The sequence below is a fragment of the Microbulbifer variabilis genome (assembly GCF_052468405.1).
Map to the genome: position 1 here is coordinate 2,467,893 of NZ_CP174343.1, position 16,613 is coordinate 2,484,505.

The window sequence follows — 16,613 nt, forward strand, 5'->3', positions numbered from 1 at the left end:
AGTCTGACACCAAAGGCCAGCCCACCAGTTACCCTCAAGCCGCTTGGCAGCGTGACACTCTGGGACTATGATCCGGCCCCATAGGCAAAACCCAGATAACAGGGCCTGTTATTACTCGATCAATAGCCCACTGGAACCCCTCGATAAGCCTGCCCCAGCACAAAGAGAGAGACACAAATATGAATTTATTGGTCGCTGCACTGATTGTGGCTTCTTATTTTATCTGCATGAGATTGAGCTCTTCCGCCATCAAAAAGTTAGGCGGCGCCAAGGCAGTGAAACCCTACCGCCTGAAATACATCTCCAAAACTGTGGGCATTGCGCTACTGGGATTTCACTTGGCACTGCTGATCAGTGCTTTGGGATTTGAATATACCCAGGTTTCCATCTTCCTCTCTTCGGTATTTGCTGTAATTGGCGTGGCGCTCTTTGCCCAGTGGTCAATTCTGAGCAATATCACCGCCAGCCTGATTATTTTCTTCGATTTTCCTTATCGTGTGGGTGACAAAATCCAGGTAATGGATAAGGACGACGACATTTCCGGGATTATTGAGGAAATCACGCTCTTCCATGTATTAATCAGGAGAAGGGAAGAGTTGATCACCTATCCGAACACATTAATACTCCAGAAAGGCGTAATAAAAAATCCCGAAAAGAGTAAGGCTGAGGATAACAAAGAGCCAGCGGAGTCACGCCCGGCAGAAGTACAGTAATACCCAGGTCCCCGCTTTTTACCATACCCAGCTCAATAACAGAGGGCCGAGACGTAGCTCCCCCGGCTCTCCCATATCCCAGTAATTTGCACACGAGTCCCCATTATCGGCAACAGTGGTTCGTATCAAGTTGATTCAATAGTCTCAATAGTTAAAAATGCGCATGAATCTGTAAAATTGGCTTTAAGGGACTACATGACCGATACCCTCAAGGATATACTCCACTTTATCCAAGAAATGGGCCTGAAAAATGGTCTGTTTGTCGTATTTTTCATCTTTGCACATTATTTACTTTTCTGGATGTACAGCGGGCGACTGAAAGATCGTCAAGTTGAAATTGATCGACTAGCGGCAGATAATAGGGAGTATCGAGACAGGTTCCTGAAGCTGATGGATAATGCCTTCTCCTATTCCCCGCCCACCAGAAAAGTGGCACCGAGAAAGCCAATTAATGAAAAGGAGTTTGAGTAGTGCTCTACATATTGTTAGCCCTTGCTCTTTTCTTCATTTCAATCCAGATATATCGGCTTTGGGAAATGAGAAAACACGACCAGCACTTGTTCGAGTTTTGTCAGTTGCGGAGAGATACCATTACGTATCTCTCTAACTCCTATGAGAGTCTCTCCAGAACAGATTATATCGCCCTCAGAAAAATTAACGATGCCCTGAGTACTATCATTGCGGAGTACAAGGAGCATAGAACCGTTGTATTCAACTTCCGTTTATTTGTGGAGTACCTGGATGAGCTGAAGGCTTTCGAAAAAAAGGCTGAAAAGATCTCTACCAGCAACAAAGAAATACAGAACCTGCTAAACAGAATACATTGTTCTATCTTCAAGGCATTCCTGGCATTCACGCCCTATCTCAAATCAGAGCTCGCCCTCTCACTGGTTATGAAGTTGAGCTCACTCGGGGTTAAAGCCGGAGTAAATTCCCTCAAGGGTTATCTCAGTAGCCTCAAAGAGGCAAAAATGATGGTCAACACCTTTAAGCGATCATCCACCCCCTGCTAACTGGCATCCGCTAGTACTCAAATGGGGGCTAAGCCCCCACCACTTTCCCATTTACCCCCATTCAAGTTAGACAAACCAACCCTCAACTCTAGTCAGCAAGATTGATCAAGCCTTAGTAACCCTGTCGTTATAGTATTCCATTACCAAAGGGGAGGAAGGCAAGTATGGCCAGTTATCGGGAACAATTTCTGCAAGTACTAGCTTATATCGAAGCCAACCTTGATACCGAGCTGGATATCGACCAGCTATGCGGGCTCACCCAGTTATCCAGGTATCACTTTCATCGCCAATGCTCAGCATATTTTGGCATGCCCTTAATGGCCGTTGTCAGGCTGTTAAGGCTTAAGCGTAGCGCTTACCAGCTGGCTTATCGCACAGACAGAAGGATTCTGGATATAGCTTTGGAAAATGGCTATGACAGCCATGAAGCTTTCTCTCGGGCATTCAAAAAGCACTTTGGTCAGAGCCCATCAAAGTTCCGGCTGTCACCAAACTGGGACCATTGGCTTTCCCGCTACCAGCCTATTCTGACATTGAGAACACAGATAATGAGAAGCCAGGACAAAATCCAAGTGACCATCATAGACTTTCCCGAAACTTTGGTAGCGGCCCTGGAGCACAAGGGGCCACCAAATCTACTTAGCACAACCATTAGAAAATTTATTGAGTGGAGGAAATCACAGGGGCTAACACCGGCTACAAGCAGGACATTCAATCTTCTCTATAATGATCCGGCAACAACAGAACCGGGTGAGTACCAGTATGATGTCTGCTGTTCAGTATCATATCCAGTGAAGAAGGATAACCATGGCATCAAGAGCAAGACTATTCCCGCTGGTAAGTGTGCGGTTATCAGGCATATCGGCAGTGATGACACAATAGGTATCACCGTAAGCTATCTATATTCAGACTGGCTGGAAGTGTCTAATTTCACACTGCGAAACTTCCCGATTTTTCTGGAGAGGGTGAAATTCTTTCCAGAGGTGAAAGAGAGTGAAATGATTACGGATATTTTTTTGCCAATAGAATAAGCGCACCCTCAATCACTAGGCGCAAACTGACTTCGGCCTACACCTTTTTCCCATAGTAAGGGAAACTCAGCCAGCGAAATGCAAAACTCTTTGAGGCTCGCTCACCCCGGAGAGTGACCAAGGTAAAATTACCAATCTTTCCTCAAACAGCCTCTATCAACTGGCAACAGCTGCAGCTAGTGCTGAAACTGTATTTCCTTCAATAGTGTTTTAAACAGCAGGCAGGGATACTCTTTAACGATACTAAGCCGACATAGGGATAAGTGAATAGCCAGTCTCCTAACAGAACAATCACGTTATGTAATATGTTTACCAGGATACTTATAGAAACAGGCATACAAAATACGTGCTAATCACAAAATAATCTTAGAGTTTTTTGTCCCCTGGTCAGATAAACATTATCTTTAGCGTGTTAGTCCACCCAGAGTGGACATAGCAGGGGCTAACACAGTTATGAAGAGAGTGCTTCCGATTCTACTTACAGGGTTCGCTATTACACTGGCACCCCAAGTCACCCGGGGCGAAACTCTTTACGAACGTGAGATCGTCAGTCGCTGTCAGCATACCTGTAGAGATATCTACCGCAAGTGCATTCGTGATAATGAAAGACCACAAAATATCTGTGTTGAAAATCAAAGCCACTGCGATGTTATCTGCCGTGAAGGCAACAGGGTAGATTTCTATTATGATAAATTTGATTCAAAATATCGATCTGGATACGACAATTACGATTACTAACTTCCACAAGGTAAAATTCCCCCTAGATAGTTAGCACTCAATTATCGTTTTACAAACCTCTATTTATTAAACCTCAATAAAACTCTGCGCAAACAACAGACTTCTAAGTTCACGCTGATTCATCCTGCAATATCAGACTACGTAAAACAAGATAGGCTCGATGTAATAAGACGTATTAGAAACGACTTGCAAGCATGATACCCTAAGTGAGTTGTTACTAGGAAATTTTTTCCAGGAACCCTATTAAATATGCGCCGTACCAATTAGAAACAACCAAATGGATAAAATTCTATGAATAAAAATGCTTCCTCAGCATCAATATCAAATAGTGATACTCTTGATGGTACTAAAACCAACAAGGCCGGGGCTACTCTAGTTCTATTTCTATTACTTTCTATAGCACTCGCCTTTACCGCAGCCTTTCTCGGCCAATTCTTGCGCACAGGAAACATTGCCGCTGGCATAGGGGGAGGCTTAGCGCCAATTATCATGGGGCTTATAGTTGTTGTTTTTTTCAAATTGGGAAGCCCTTCAGAAACTCACGATCTCGCTGCAAGATACTCCTGTGGAGCCAGATTGTGCTTATATTAGGCAGTATTTCAAACTTGCTATCCTATTTTTCCCGTGGGTATTGATCACTCAATGACTAAACTTAAAACTGTCAAAAATAGATAATTAAGTATTTAGTGTCAGGGTGCTCATATAGGCCCACCTTAAGTAGGCACTTCAGTTCATCGGCGCTAACTGCAGTAAAATCACATTTTTTATGTAACAATATTTTATACAACCTTACAATCAAAGGCTGCTAAAGAATAGCATAATCCGGTGTGTGCCCTCTTCTGTAAACCAGCACAGTTCTTAAGAACGTCATAAATATATCACCATTCTGCTTGATACCTCTAGTCTCAACGGTAACTATACCTTGAGCGGGCCGCGACTTCGATTCACGCTTAGAGATAATTTCACTTTCAGCATAAATAGTATCCCCTTCAAAGACTGGTTTTAACAACTTTACTTTATCCCATTCCAAATTGGCCACAACCTTTTTACTAATCGTATTAACAGTCATGCCAGTTATGATTGCCAAGGTTAAAGTACTATCTACCAGTGGCAATTTCCACTCTGTACGCTCAGCATAGTGCGCATCAAAGTGCAACTGAGCAGTATTCATAGTAAGTAGTGTCATCCAGACATTGTCAGCTCGTGTCAAGGTTCTACCAGGGCGATGCTCTATCACCAGTCCAACTTCGAAGTCTTCAAAATAGAAGCCAAAATCCTCTCGAAATCGGTTTTCTTCAATTTCTTTATATGGTTTAAAATTCACGATATTCTCCTGTAATTCTTCCCCTTAAAAAATCTCCAAGGTTCCTACTTCACGCACACCTCATAAAAAATGGCATAAAATCACACACACCAAAAATAATCTAACAACTTAGATTAATCATCTGGCACACAACCAATCTATTCACACACCACGCACTGCACGATTTCACCCTAAACAGATACTTTAATCCCGCTCAGGAGAATAGCTAAGGCTATAAACTCTTGTTGCTTTAAATTAATCAAGGAAAGCACCTTTTCAATCTATTGGCAGAAAAATCATTACAAAGTGCCCCCGGCTATTTCTTGAAACCACCCTACACCCACACTCATAAGCCACTGAAAAATACAAACGTAAAATAACGACAATACGTAACTTACCAGACAAACTGAGCCAGAAACTAACTAATTGTGCACCAAAGTTCCACCATGTAAGAAGATGTGATAACCAGAAGTAGAACAGCAACAACGTGGACATATAGAATTGACTCGCTTACTAAAAAGTAAGCAGTATCTTTTGTTGAATCTGCCTGGTCAGCATCATCGATCAGTACTTTTAAATATATAAATGGGTAATCAATATGGAAGTTGAACTTAGCACTAAAGACGGGACTTTAGACCCCCAAAATCCAAACCCTGCTCCAGTAGAAGCCAAGTACACACCTGACAACCCTCCCACTGGATGGAGCTACATTAATTACAAGAATCAACCGGGCGGAGGATTCCAATGCCCTAACTGCAATAGGGTTGAAGACGGTGCAGATGTAGATGGGCATAGCTGCAACTGAGTGGAAGTTATTTAGGGCAAAATACTATTTTTGCCCTAAATATACATTAATATTTCACATGCCAGCTATAGAACTAAAGCGATTATATTTGAGACCACTTATTAATATAAGACCTCAGACAGTGAGGCTAAAACGAATAATTCAATAGCCCTTTAGCTCCAATACATTCAGATAAAATATAAGCCAAAAATCACCTCGATAGATAGAAACACGAGAAGCAACAAGAAAAAGGATAAAATATAAATCTTCCCCACCATAAAAAAAACAAATAATTTCCCAGTGAAACAGCCACAAGCCCTCCCCAATTAAATATCTTTACGACTGCCTGGTAATCGATATATAAAATGTAAAAAATATTTATATATTCACAGTCACCAAAAGGTATTTTTAATGCAAAACTAATACGCCACTTAGTACTCTTCTTAATAAAGAGGGTACAGGTTGAATTTGGCATGAGGACCAGATACTTACTACTTACTATTACTTTGTTAGCTTTTGCTTTCATTGGGACTGTTTATTTCTACAACAATCAACTTGCTGAAAGCATCAAGTTTAATGCGACTCCTGTTTCTGATGAACCAATAGTCAGCAACAAGGGGCTTGAAGACAAAGATACTATCAAAATCCTTATCATCGATGGTGGTGGTATTCGCGGTCTTATCCCTCTTTATGTCCTTCAATATATTGAGGAAAAATTAGGTAAGCCTACCAGTGAAATTTTTGATGTGTTTAGTGGGGTATCAACCGGTGCCATCATCGCAACCGGGTTAAATATGCCTCATCAGAAAGACTACATGTTCAAGGATGAAGAAGCAGAGCTTCATTCAAAAAGTGAGAAAATTATTGATATCTATAAAAGCGAAAGCGAATATTTGTTCTCTTCGCCATGGTATCACAAAATCTTAACAGTAAATGGCTTTTTATCTCCTAGATTTCTGGGAGATCGACTACATGAAGTCATGCAAAAGCACTATAGTAGCGAACTGAATTTTAGAGAACTAAATAATTACGTCATTATTCCATCACTCGATATCCATACCGGTAAGCTACATCTATTTAAGAACCGCGGCGAAGATAGTAGCGAATTGCCGACAGACACTCTTTACCAACTGGTAACAGCTGCCGCCGCCGCAGAGACCCTTTTTCCGCCCGTAGACTTTATGAGCCACAATGATGATGTTAAACATCGTTATTATTCAGATGCAGGAATATCAGCAAACAACCCTGCAAGCATTATTCTGCGTGAAATCATCAAAGAGTTCCCTGGAAAAAAATACTATGTACTTGTTTTAGGCGCAGGTACTTCTCCACTAGAAACTATGGAGAAAAATTACCGAGAACTCAAAAATTGGGGAAGATTGAATTGGATGCAGGATGCCATATCCAATGTACAGAGATCAATGGATGACCAACAAATATACACACTTGACATAGCAAAATCACTTGCTCCTGAAGGCCAAATAGAATTCAACTATTTGAATGTTGAAATTATTGACCCCTTTGTAGATCCATTCGATTACAAATCAATTGACAAGTTGAAAATATTATCAGAAAGACTTATTAACGATAATAAAGAAGAAATTTGCCACGTTCTCAAGCATCTTGGTGGGGAGACATAACAATACCTAGCTCCCTACTTCAAGATCTATTTCCCGGCGCAAGGGCTTGCCAGCAGACTTTGATTACCGTTCAGTTATCCCGTTAAGCAAACTTTAACCTATAAAACTCTGCGACCAACACCAAAGGCTCCCGCACTAGGGGTTGGACATTAACTATCCAGCAAATAGTCATTCTTCAAAGGTGTAATCTGCTGATATTGATCAAGGCTCTCACGTAATTTATCGTTATATTGGTACAGACTGAATGGTCATATATTGAATAAATTTCCAATAAGGAGTCTATGCTATGGCAGTTCGATTGGGAGATGGCTATGCGGCTTATCGTTTCAGGCCGGAGTGTACTTGGGTAACCGGCACCAATGCAGGAGAATTAAGATCTGACGGTTATGGCTCCTGTGTAGGACTGGTACTTTATAGTGGCGCTCCCAGAAAGATTGGGGTAGTCGCTCACTTCTCTGGTTCAATGCAAGCTCCACAGGTAAGGGATGATACCTTTGAGATAATGGCAGCGGTGTGCCCTATTGCACCGGGAAGAAAGTGGAGAGGATGGGTGTTTGGCGGCGTATCTCTAAATGGCAACTCTTCGCACCAAACAATGAGTGGGAACGGATCCAGCCTAAGACATACTCAAGCCCTGATTGATGTGGTACGTGGAGTACTGGATTTTAATCGAATGTTTGATGTTAATTTTAATATCTCTAACCTGGAAAAATTTAATTTTAATAGTCAGGGAGTCTTTACCGAAATGTCCCTACGCCAAGGTGATACCTATGTTGGACACCAAGGTGTGAAGCTGGATCTCGCGACCGGAAGAGTTACCTGGGATGATCGTAATCACGGGTCAGGTAAGTCAAAAAGTAAAGAGATGGTGAATTCTATGTTTTGATCATTAAGGTTAGACCTGACTGGTGGTACCACTTACCTGCCAGGTCTAACTCACTCGGCTTAGAGGATCATATTTAGCCTTAAGGATGTTGTATTTCAGATCCGGCCTAACTCTACTCTTATCCCCCCTCTCCCCTACCGTAACCCTTACAGAGCTCGACATAAGAGCGAGATGATATTACTAAATAAAAAACTCCTGATACCATCAGTACCAGCCAAATACTTGATAAAAAATATAGAGTCCATAAATAGGCTAAGAATGGTAACGTGAAAAGCGCTAACTTCCGTACACCCGTACCCGTAATATGTAATGATGCATAAATAGATATCAAAATAGTTAGAGAAGCGCAAACCAGAAGCAGCGATGAAGACTTCATGGTCAACATTATCAGGCTCAGTAGAACAAAAACTATAAGTCCAAACCACCGCATTTCAGGTTCTAGTGCTCCCATGCTAATAGGCGCAGCCATATAGCCAACGACATGATACCCAGTAACAACCACCATAAGTGCTGCCCAGCTATCCGTATTAGCTAGAACAACAGCTGCTAATACCCAGTTGACTAGCATGGACCGTCTGGAAATATTATGTATTGGATCTAACACCGCGAGCCAACGAGGCATTTGCCCAACTGTAGCCATCGCGAATAAAATTCTTGATGATGCACCAAGATAAGTATACCCAGAGGCAGAGGGGCTAGTTACGCTGTCAGCGAGTAACACTAACGCTAGAAAATGCAGACCAAGAAGGGTAGCAAGATCTAGAAGTGGAGAGGTAAAGTTCAATCCCCGCCAACCACCAGTCTCAACCAGCAGGTCATGCGGAATCGCCTCCATAAAAGCAAATTGTAACGCAAGATAAACCAGGGTGATAATCACTACTGACAATGTTATAGCCAGTGGAATATTACGTCTTGGCTTCCTAATTTCACTGGCAAATGCAACACTAATTTGAAACCCATTGTATGAATAAATAAGTCCAGCGCCAATGATGGCAGAAAATGCACTACGAAAATCAAACTGCTGATTGTAAGAAAGGGAGAAATTTGAGCTGGTTTGATTGCTGGTAAAAACCACAATGAGAAGCACAGTAAGCGCAAATAATGGAGTAAAAATCTTCAGTACAGTAACTACATTATTAATTTTAGTAAGCCAACGAATACCGTAAAAGTTAATTAACAGATAAACAGCTAAAATACTGAGTGCAAGTACCTTCCCCCATATAGTAAGAGTATGATTTTGTATTAGTATCGCAGAACCGATAGCAGATGATAGATACTGTGTTGTAGCCTGTGCTTCTGTAGCCACAACCATCAAGATACCAAACCAGTTCGCAAAAGCAAAAGGCATACCAAAGATGCTATTGTGCGAAAGGGCACTAGCTTGGGCCAAGGCTCCACGCACTGGGTAAGTCGCCACAATACGAGCAAGGCAAAGCCCTACCATCAAGACCAACAGAGCAGCAAGTATCCATGCCGCAAAAGCCCAATTACCTGCATATTTCGCCGTTAATTGAGCACTAAACAACCACCCTGATCCTATCATACAGGTGGCACTGAGTAATGTTGCGCTAAAAAGCGAAACTTTTTTCTTGCCACGCTTGGTATGATGCATATCGCTGATTTGTGTAAAATAATGGAATAAGAACAGTTTACAGTTTCACTATGCAATGACAAATGCACAGACTAACCTTTTCAGTACCAGCAAAAATAAGCAGGTCTTTATCTGTCATCAAAAGCATTTTAAGGGCGTATATATCATCTAAATTCACTCAAGGTTAAACCTTATCCCTACCTTTCAGCTAACACGTTCCATACACAATTAGTTAAACGGTAGAGCTTCAGAGGGAATAGCTTCTCGCTCCTATTGCCATCACAACTTAATCAAAATTAATCCTCAAAGTAAGCAACATCTATAGCGCGTCCCCATATATAAAAACTTTTTAAGATCTATGAGTCTGAAATATTATATTTTTTCTTCACACACTCCCGAAAGGTTCCAAAGTTAAAGGGACCAGGAACAAAGACTGGCTTGCATATAACAGAATTTCCCTTAACCCAGTAAGGTGTTCCTGCAACAATTTTGGTATCAATAGTGGCTTGAAAAATTGGTGCACCAACTACACCAACCGCTTCAGGGGAGGGGTTTTTCGGAAGTGAATTAAAGAACACATCAGCCTCTCCATCCCTGATTGCTTCATAACATTCCTTTATATCAAGCTGTCGTTTAGTGACAACCACATTCTCTGGAAAATACTGATTTGCTGTTTGAGTTGAAAGGTTTCCAGTACAAATTCTTATACTTGGATTAGACTGCAAATCGTCAATGGAACTAACTACATAGGGAGAGCCAACAGGTATATGAATAAACTGGCCAGAACTAATAATGGTGCATGTTGACCGACGCCCCTTCAGCCTGCGCAGATTTTCAGACTCACCACCTTTTGCATTAAACTGACCTATAATATCAACGATGATACCTGGGTTATTAACGAATTCGAACATCTCGTAGACTTCACTAAACGGGCTAAGGTTTGTACCAAAGATCCCATCCTGTAAGGCAGAAGTTGTATTGAAAGGAAATGGAATTTCAATAGAATTTACCTCTATCTGCTCCACACTGTAATGCTTGGCAATTTCTCTGAGTATTTCTACAAAAATATCGTCAAGTATGCTTGAGCCATACATACCATTATCAAACCAATCAGAAGTACTAGCTCCAGAACTAATAAACCAGGGCATTCCAGCTATATACCCACGGCGTATTTGACCTGAAGACAATATCTTGGCAAATCGTCCCCTGGGCTTGGCGGGAAAGGGAGTGATCTCTGGGTTTGGAAGGCAGTCAGCTTGATTTACAATGTAATCTGTTGCATCAATTACTCCTGGAATCGGCTCAGCAAAGTCTTGGATTATTTTTCGATATTTACCGCTATTAATAATTCTTACCCAAGCAGCGTCAAATGCGTCAACTAACTGATCGTCGCCATCTACTTTTCTACTAGAGCCGGCTTGAACCTGGCTAACAAATAAAAGAGATGCTAATAAAAATATTTTCAGGAAAATATGGTTGTTCATAGTGCGGCCTATTGGTGATAGATAATCGATTTCTGCAATTGCTGCACATTATTTAGCTCACCATCCCAAAAAGTGCTAACCAAGGGTGCAAAATACTCAGGTAAGTACACCTTTTACACTCTCTGTGACTATACGTTCACGGTATTCAGAGTGCCCCACAATTACCAGCTCACTTTTTTGGTTTATTTAATAAGAAGCCACCCATCTGAAGTATCAGTCACCACGCTAGAAGAGTAAAAAGAAATACCTCTGAAATTTCATATACAAAACACCGCATCTAGTGGTGCTCAAAGAGCTCTTTAATATTTATAACTAATGAAGGATAAGCTTTTAGATGAAACATACATCTAAAAGTCACAAAGCAATATTACTTCTCCAATCGAACACCACTACAATGAGTTTGAACCAATCAGGTGGCACAATGAAAACTTGGCGATCAACAATTATATTTTTCCTACTAATCTTTGTTTTCGGCATCACCGCCTATATTTACAATCATCATTTTACTGAAAAGATAAAATTCAACAGAACCCCCCGTTACAGAAGAAATAATTATCAGTGAGGGTCGCCTAAAGAAAAAGGAAACTATCAATATCCTAATCCTGGATGAAGGAGGAGTTGGTGGTGAAGAAATCACCAACCTGCCTTCGAACAGTCCCTACCAATTAGTAATCGCAGCTTCTAGTGCTGAAATTTTTTCCCCAGTTGACTTTATGATCATAAATAGAGATTTTAGCCACTGATACTTTGCTGATGCAGGAGTATCGGCCAATGATCCCACCGCATAATATTACTGGATATCATCGAAGAATTTCCGGATAAAAATTATTATGTGCTGATTTTGGCGCAGGCTCTGCTCCTCTCAGCAGAGTAAACACTAGTTATGAAGAGGTAAAAAATTGGGGGCAGCTACGCTGGTTTCATGACATTATCACGGATGTGCAAAGATCGATGGATAACCAGCAACTATACACACTAAAGATTGCCAAACTATTATCTGCCCTGGAAAGGTTGAGTACGATTATTTGAACGTTAAGGTTATTAACCCAACAGTTGGTATCTTTGATTATGAGTCTATGGATTCTCTAAAAATCCATGCCGAGAGATTACCTGAAGCAAACAAAACTCAAATAGACCAAGCTGTCAAACAGCTTAAGCAAAGATCTGAGTAGCTAAACCTTTCCACTCCATCTCTTATCCTCTAAGAGGAGCAACAAGATTCACTGCCTTTTTGAATCGGAGGGCATGGAACTGACCCATAGGAGCAAAATACACAGCAGTCACCTTGCTTGGGGCTTAATAATTTCCCACACTGCCCGCACTCATAGAACCATTGACAAGCATTAACTGGCATACTTTCTACCTGTTTATACCCACACTCAGGGCAGGTAATCGTAGAAGTTAGAATTTGTTCTCTCATTACCAGTTCTTAGCCTCTCACATGTCTACAGTCGAAATAACAGTTGTCTTGAACTCTTGATAATCACAAAGCTATTTCAGATAACTGCTACCAAGAACCAGTAACTCTATAAAACTATCTGTCAGGAATCACTATCTACCCTTATGAAATTGCGGCAACCTTTAAGGCCTCTGCATTTCGTCGAATAAAATCATTCCATGTAGCAGGCAACCTACCAACAGCTGCCTTGAATGCGGCCTCATCAAAAGTCCGATCTGCATTAGGTATTGCGCCAGCTGCATTTAAACGGAACTGATCCCTAATACAGGCCATATAGACAGGATCAGCGCCAGCAGCTACAGCCTCCTCATAAAAGATCTGGGGGTCAAGTGGGCTTAACGCTATTGACTGCCCTACCAAGTCACTCATCATCTCGGCAACCTCAGCCATACTCGCAGCATCATAACCGAGACGCCAGACTTGACCGCTAAATCTATCAGGGCTTTTAAGGGCTGCAGCCGCGATTGCCGCTACGTCACGAGCATCAACCCAACTCCAGCGAGCATCACCGATTAGGTTGGTTAAACTGCCATTTTGCAGCCACCCAAAACTAATCAGGTTTTGCATAAAGCCCTCGGGACGTAGATGGGTATACCTAAACCCTTGCTGCTCAATATAAGCTTCTATCATCTGGTGCCACCCCCAATGGGAAACCTCGGCGGTATCAGCACCAGAAGCGCCGATATGGACAATATGATCAACTTTTGAGCGCCTTGCAGCATCAATAACACGTTTCGAGTGCTTCAACATATCTACGGTGTAACCGGTCATCAAGAGAATTCCGTCGACACCAACTACTGACTTCTCGACTGTAGTCATATCATCAAGATCAAGCTGAATTGGCTCCGCGCCAATATCAAGCATCGACTGCGCCTGATCATCCCGCCGGATAGCAGCAACTGTTTGGATATCCGGGTACTTGACTAAAGAATAAACGACTTCCGCACCTACTTTCCCAGTAGCACCAATAACGAGGAGGCGCCTCTTCTTTTGATTACTCATTAAAGTACTTTCCCCTACTTTTGTTACTTTTCGTTAGACTACCCACTTTTGTCATCTGATATCGCTAGGCTAAATCATGAAATAAGAAAACCTGAGTAGACTAATTAAAGCGTATTGTAATATAGGGAGATATCTATCTGCGCCAGAGAAGTGGGGTAACATCCTGTCCTGCAAATCACTTGACCTATGGACTTATCTTTCAGCTAATATAATCTAGTAGCTATTACCAACCTACATAAAATTGATAATCTGGCGCCTTTAACACTCGCTCCAATAAGCTTCTATCCTTCCTAAATACGCTTCCTATCTTAAACGGCCTTCTCAAAGTTTAGCGAATGAATCTAAGATTTCCCCAGATTAGTAGAACTTAATTGTTAGCCGTCAATCTAATATAATAATTTTGTACATGCACTAATTCTCTTACTCAATCTACAAAAATGCTTCTTAAATTAAGATAGAGGGGGCCGATGAAAATACTGATTTTATTATCAGCACTCTGTATCTACTTCATAAGTAACAAAGCCTCTAGCGAAATACTGAACAATAAAATAAAAGATTCTAACTTTAACTCACTGAAATCTGTTACTGAGCGCGCAATCGCCAACTCTGCTTTTTTCAGCGAAGATATACTTCAATTAATAAATAGATCCAATTTTGATTTTAAGGAGTCAAGTGAATCTGCACAAGTCCACCTATACATTGATAACACTTCGGCATCTATTATCACTAAGAAATCTCAAAGTAATTCAGATTTTTTGGATATTACGATCAGAGCAGCTAACGCTGATTATCACATTAAGCTTAACAACCAAAAACCCGAGTACATTATTTCCGGGCATGGATCAAAAATTGATATTGAAGGGAAATTATTGCTTTGTATTATTGTCGGAAAAATGGATGGAAGAAATCTGAAAATTTATACAAATCTGCATCATATAAGATTGCGAACTGGTTCTCTGAAATGCCTACTGGCATGGTAATTTATACTATTGATTCGATAAAAAAAGACAATAAAAAGTAAGAAATGCTGGTATGTCAATAGCAAGGTTGCCTGGCCCTTACCTCAAGACTATTTATATTCACTGAGTTTAGTAGGATTTCTTCCCGAAAATTCTACAATCTTGGCCAAAATATTTGCGAGCACTGGTCTTTTGGGGCCCACTCAAAAGAACTTAGAGCATATGTGCCGCTACCTTACTATCAATTCATTAAAGCAATGAGCCACTTAACAGTCGATTAACTTTGCGATACCAACCAAGTTTGGGGCTCTTTATTTTTGAGCGTTTTTTGACGACAATCAATAAACCCTTTAACGACTCAGAGAATAATAATGAAGGATTTTTTGATTGTTGGCGGTGGCCATAACGGCCTTGTCTGCGCCTGCTATTTAGCCAAAGCGGGAAAAAAAGTAACAATTCTTGAGCGCCGGACTATTGTTGGCGGAGCTGCAGTTACTGAAGAGTTCCACCCAGGATTCAGAAACTCGGTAGCGAGCTACACCGTGAGCCTGCTCAACCCGAAAATCATCGAAGACCTTCACTTGCGTGAGCATGGCCTGGACATCAAGTTACGGCCACAGTCAAACTTTTTCCCACTTACAGATAGTGAGAGTCTCTCCTTCCATAATAATCTGGCAGATACACAGACAGAGGTCGCCCGCTTCTCAGAAAGGGATGCAGCCACTCTACCCGACTTTTATGCCATGCTGGAAACCGTAGCGGATATTTTACGTGAAGAATTGCTACGCTCTCCCCCCAACGTGGGTGGCGGGTTTGTAGATTTGATTCGCGCTGGTAGCTTTGGCATGAGAGCGAAAAAGCTCAGTATGGCAGCTCGCCGGGATGCACTCGACCTGTTTACCAAGAGCGCTACCAGCGTGCTGGATGCCTGGTTTGAAAATGACCATGTCAAAGCAGCATTTGCCTTCGATTCTATTGTCGGTAACTATGCCGCTCCCAGTACTCCCGGCTCCGCTTACGTGTTACTGCACCATGTGTTTGGCGAGGTTAATGGTGAGAAAGGCGCTTGGGGTCATGCCATGGGCGGCATGGGTGCTATCACACAAGCCATGCGTAAAGAGGCTGAGCGCCTGGGGGTCACTATTCGCACAGACGCCGAAGTTAAAGAAGTCCTGGTTGATGGTGGTCGCGCTAGCGGGGTGCAGCTAAGCAATGGAGAGACCGTAACCGCCGGCAAAGTAATTGCCAATGTTGGCCCTAAACTACTCTACTCCCAGATGATTGACGAACAACACCTAGAGCCGGAGTTTCGTCGCCGTGTGCGCGGCTTCAAGGTAGGGTCCGGAACCTTCCGTATGAATGTGGCGCTGTCTGAACTACCAGATTTCACTTGCAGGCCCGGAACTCACTTACAGCCACACCATCAATCTGGAATAGTCATTGGCCCTACAATGAACTACTTGGAACAGGCCTATGTGGATGCGACACAACATGGCTGGTCGAAGCAGCCCATTGTAGAGATATTGATCCCCTCTACCATCGACCCCTCCTTAGCCCCTGAGGGCCAACATGTCGCCAGCCTATTCTGCCAGCAATTTGCTCCAGAACTGTCGGACGGCAATAGCTGGGACGACTACCGCGAGCAAGCGGCACAAACCATTGTCGATACCGTCACTAACTATGCTCCCAATTTCCGTGACTCCATCATCGCCCGGCAAATTCACTCACCTCTGGATTTAGAGCGCAAGTTTGGCTTGATGGGAGGCGATATCTTCCATGGTGCCTTGGGGCTGGACCAGCTTTGGAGCAACCGCCCCTTTATGGGCTTTGCAGATTACCGTACGCCGATTCAAGGTTTATATCTCTGTGGCTCCGGTACGCACCCGGGAGGTGGGGTTACTGGAGTACCTGGGCATAATGCTGCACTGGAGATTCTGAAAGATAGATAAGACTCGCTCGAACTGACCCTATGACCCCAGTACGGCCGTTATTCATAGAGTGTTCAGGCCA

General features: G+C 42.3%; 16 protein-coding genes. 11 read left to right on the forward strand and 5 right to left on the reverse strand.

The features are described from left to right. Window positions 1–179: 179 nt before the first annotated feature. The 6 genes from ACJJJB_RS11300 (at window position 180) to ACJJJB_RS11325 (ending at window position 4,086) form a co-directional block, all read left to right on the forward strand. Window positions 180–713: a mechanosensitive ion channel domain-containing protein gene (locus tag ACJJJB_RS11300; RefSeq protein ID WP_445364923.1), complete on the forward strand. Its 534-nt coding sequence runs from the start codon at window positions 180–182 to the stop codon at window positions 711–713. 195 nt (window positions 714–908) lie between these two features. Next, complete coding sequence (locus ACJJJB_RS11305) at window positions 909–1,184, forward strand: hypothetical protein (protein ID WP_020413275.1); 276 nt, start codon at window positions 909–911, stop codon at window positions 1,182–1,184. Further along, window positions 1,184–1,726 carry a hypothetical protein gene (locus tag ACJJJB_RS11310; protein WP_020413276.1) on the forward strand — a complete coding sequence of 181 codons (543 nt, stop codon included), beginning with the start codon at window positions 1,184–1,186 and terminating at the stop codon, window positions 1,724–1,726. The genes ACJJJB_RS11305 and ACJJJB_RS11310 overlap by 1 nt, the downstream gene beginning before the upstream one ends. Before the next feature lie 164 nt (window positions 1,727–1,890). Continuing rightward, a complete protein-coding gene (locus ACJJJB_RS11315) occupies window positions 1,891–2,757 on the forward strand; it encodes an AraC family transcriptional regulator (protein WP_445364924.1) in 867 nt (288 codons plus the stop codon). A gap of 453 nt (window positions 2,758–3,210) precedes the next feature. Continuing rightward, window positions 3,211–3,495 (forward strand): hypothetical protein, encoded by a 285-nt coding sequence (locus tag ACJJJB_RS11320; protein ID WP_157533484.1) that lies wholly within the window; start codon window positions 3,211–3,213, stop codon window positions 3,493–3,495. Between the two features lie 291 nt (window positions 3,496–3,786). Further along, window positions 3,787–4,086: a hypothetical protein gene (locus tag ACJJJB_RS11325; protein WP_445364925.1), complete on the forward strand. Its 300-nt coding sequence runs from the start codon at window positions 3,787–3,789 to the stop codon at window positions 4,084–4,086. Between the two features lie 214 nt (window positions 4,087–4,300). Here the strand turns inward: ACJJJB_RS11325 and ACJJJB_RS11330 are convergent, their stop codons facing one another. Next, window positions 4,301–4,819 (reverse strand): MaoC/PaaZ C-terminal domain-containing protein, encoded by a 519-nt coding sequence (locus tag ACJJJB_RS11330; protein WP_445364926.1) that lies wholly within the window; start codon window positions 4,817–4,819, stop codon window positions 4,301–4,303. 577 nt (window positions 4,820–5,396) lie between these two features. On the opposite strand from ACJJJB_RS11330, the gene ACJJJB_RS11335 reads away from it, so the two are divergent. From ACJJJB_RS11335 to ACJJJB_RS11345, 3 genes are all read left to right on the forward strand, one after another. After that, the gene (locus ACJJJB_RS11335; RefSeq protein WP_282953049.1) at window positions 5,397–5,603 is read left to right on the forward strand and encodes a hypothetical protein; all 207 of its coding nucleotides are present in this window, start codon (window positions 5,397–5,399) and stop codon (window positions 5,601–5,603) included. A 452-nt stretch (window positions 5,604–6,055) separates the two neighbouring features. Continuing rightward, window positions 6,056–7,222, forward strand: coding sequence for a patatin-like phospholipase family protein (locus ACJJJB_RS11340; protein WP_445364927.1), 1,167 nt, complete (start codon window positions 6,056–6,058; stop codon window positions 7,220–7,222). A 286-nt stretch (window positions 7,223–7,508) separates the two neighbouring features. Next, entirely contained in the window at window positions 7,509–8,108 is a 600-nt protein-coding gene (locus tag ACJJJB_RS11345) for a hypothetical protein (protein ID WP_353376667.1), read from the forward strand. Between the two features lie 118 nt (window positions 8,109–8,226). Here ACJJJB_RS11345 and ACJJJB_RS11350 read toward each other — a convergent pair whose 3' ends face one another. The 4 genes from ACJJJB_RS11350 to ACJJJB_RS11365 all read right to left on the reverse strand — a co-directional run bounded on the left by ACJJJB_RS11350 (window position 8,227) and on the right by ACJJJB_RS11365 (window position 13,644). Further along, window positions 8,227–9,720: an APC family permease gene (locus ACJJJB_RS11350; RefSeq protein ID WP_445364928.1), complete on the reverse strand. Its 1,494-nt coding sequence runs from the start codon at window positions 9,718–9,720 to the stop codon at window positions 8,227–8,229. Between the two features lie 335 nt (window positions 9,721–10,055). Beyond that, complete coding sequence (locus tag ACJJJB_RS11355) at window positions 10,056–11,183, reverse strand: hypothetical protein (RefSeq protein WP_020413284.1); 1,128 nt, start codon at window positions 11,181–11,183, stop codon at window positions 10,056–10,058. A 1,201-nt stretch (window positions 11,184–12,384) separates the two neighbouring features. Continuing rightward, on the reverse strand, window positions 12,385–12,603 hold the full coding sequence (locus ACJJJB_RS11360) for a GDCCVxC domain-containing (seleno)protein (protein WP_444946494.1): 219 nt from the start codon (window positions 12,601–12,603) through the stop codon (window positions 12,385–12,387). A gap of 141 nt (window positions 12,604–12,744) precedes the next feature. Beyond that, the gene (locus tag ACJJJB_RS11365; protein WP_020413285.1) at window positions 12,745–13,644 is read right to left on the reverse strand and encodes an NmrA family NAD(P)-binding protein; all 900 of its coding nucleotides are present in this window, start codon (window positions 13,642–13,644) and stop codon (window positions 12,745–12,747) included. 467 nt (window positions 13,645–14,111) lie between these two features. Between ACJJJB_RS11365 and ACJJJB_RS11370 the strand changes: the two genes are divergently transcribed. Together ACJJJB_RS11370 and ACJJJB_RS11375 are read left to right on the forward strand one after the other, a co-directional pair. Then, the gene (locus ACJJJB_RS11370; protein ID WP_445364929.1) at window positions 14,112–14,624 is read left to right on the forward strand and encodes a hypothetical protein; all 513 of its coding nucleotides are present in this window, start codon (window positions 14,112–14,114) and stop codon (window positions 14,622–14,624) included. A gap of 350 nt (window positions 14,625–14,974) precedes the next feature. After that, the gene (locus tag ACJJJB_RS11375) at window positions 14,975–16,552 is read left to right on the forward strand and encodes a phytoene desaturase family protein (RefSeq protein WP_020413287.1); all 1,578 of its coding nucleotides are present in this window, start codon (window positions 14,975–14,977) and stop codon (window positions 16,550–16,552) included. Window positions 16,553–16,613: the final 61 nt, after the last annotated feature.

Excerpts from the sequence above, each read along its gene's own strand:
- ACJJJB_RS11300 (WP_445364923.1), top strand. The coding sequence starts at position 180 with ATGAATTTATTGGTCGCTGCACTGATTGTGGCTTCTTATTTTATCTGC.
- ACJJJB_RS11305 (WP_020413275.1), top strand. The coding sequence starts at position 909 with ATGACCGATACCCTCAAGGATATACTCCACTTTATCCAAGAAATGGGC.
- ACJJJB_RS11315 (WP_445364924.1), top strand. The coding sequence starts at position 1,891 with ATGGCCAGTTATCGGGAACAATTTCTGCAAGTACTAGCTTATATCGAA.
- ACJJJB_RS11320 (WP_157533484.1), top strand. The coding sequence starts at position 3,211 with ATGAAGAGAGTGCTTCCGATTCTACTTACAGGGTTCGCTATTACACTG.
- ACJJJB_RS11325 (WP_445364925.1), top strand. The coding sequence starts at position 3,787 with ATGAATAAAAATGCTTCCTCAGCATCAATATCAAATAGTGATACTCTT.
- ACJJJB_RS11335 (WP_282953049.1), top strand. The coding sequence starts at position 5,397 with ATGGAAGTTGAACTTAGCACTAAAGACGGGACTTTAGACCCCCAAAAT.
- ACJJJB_RS11340 (WP_445364927.1), top strand. The coding sequence starts at position 6,056 with ATGAGGACCAGATACTTACTACTTACTATTACTTTGTTAGCTTTTGCT.
- ACJJJB_RS11345 (WP_353376667.1), top strand. The coding sequence starts at position 7,509 with ATGGCAGTTCGATTGGGAGATGGCTATGCGGCTTATCGTTTCAGGCCG.
- ACJJJB_RS11350 (WP_445364928.1), bottom strand. The coding sequence starts at position 9,720 with ATGCATCATACCAAGCGTGGCAAGAAAAAAGTTTCGCTTTTTAGCGCA.
- ACJJJB_RS11355 (WP_020413284.1), bottom strand. The coding sequence starts at position 11,183 with ATGAACAACCATATTTTCCTGAAAATATTTTTATTAGCATCTCTTTTA.
- ACJJJB_RS11360 (WP_444946494.1), bottom strand. The coding sequence starts at position 12,603 with ATGAGAGAACAAATTCTAACTTCTACGATTACCTGCCCTGAGTGTGGG.
- ACJJJB_RS11365 (WP_020413285.1), bottom strand. The coding sequence starts at position 13,644 with ATGAGTAATCAAAAGAAGAGGCGCCTCCTCGTTATTGGTGCTACTGGG.
- ACJJJB_RS11370 (WP_445364929.1), top strand. The coding sequence starts at position 14,112 with ATGAAAATACTGATTTTATTATCAGCACTCTGTATCTACTTCATAAGT.
- ACJJJB_RS11375 (WP_020413287.1), top strand. The coding sequence starts at position 14,975 with ATGAAGGATTTTTTGATTGTTGGCGGTGGCCATAACGGCCTTGTCTGC.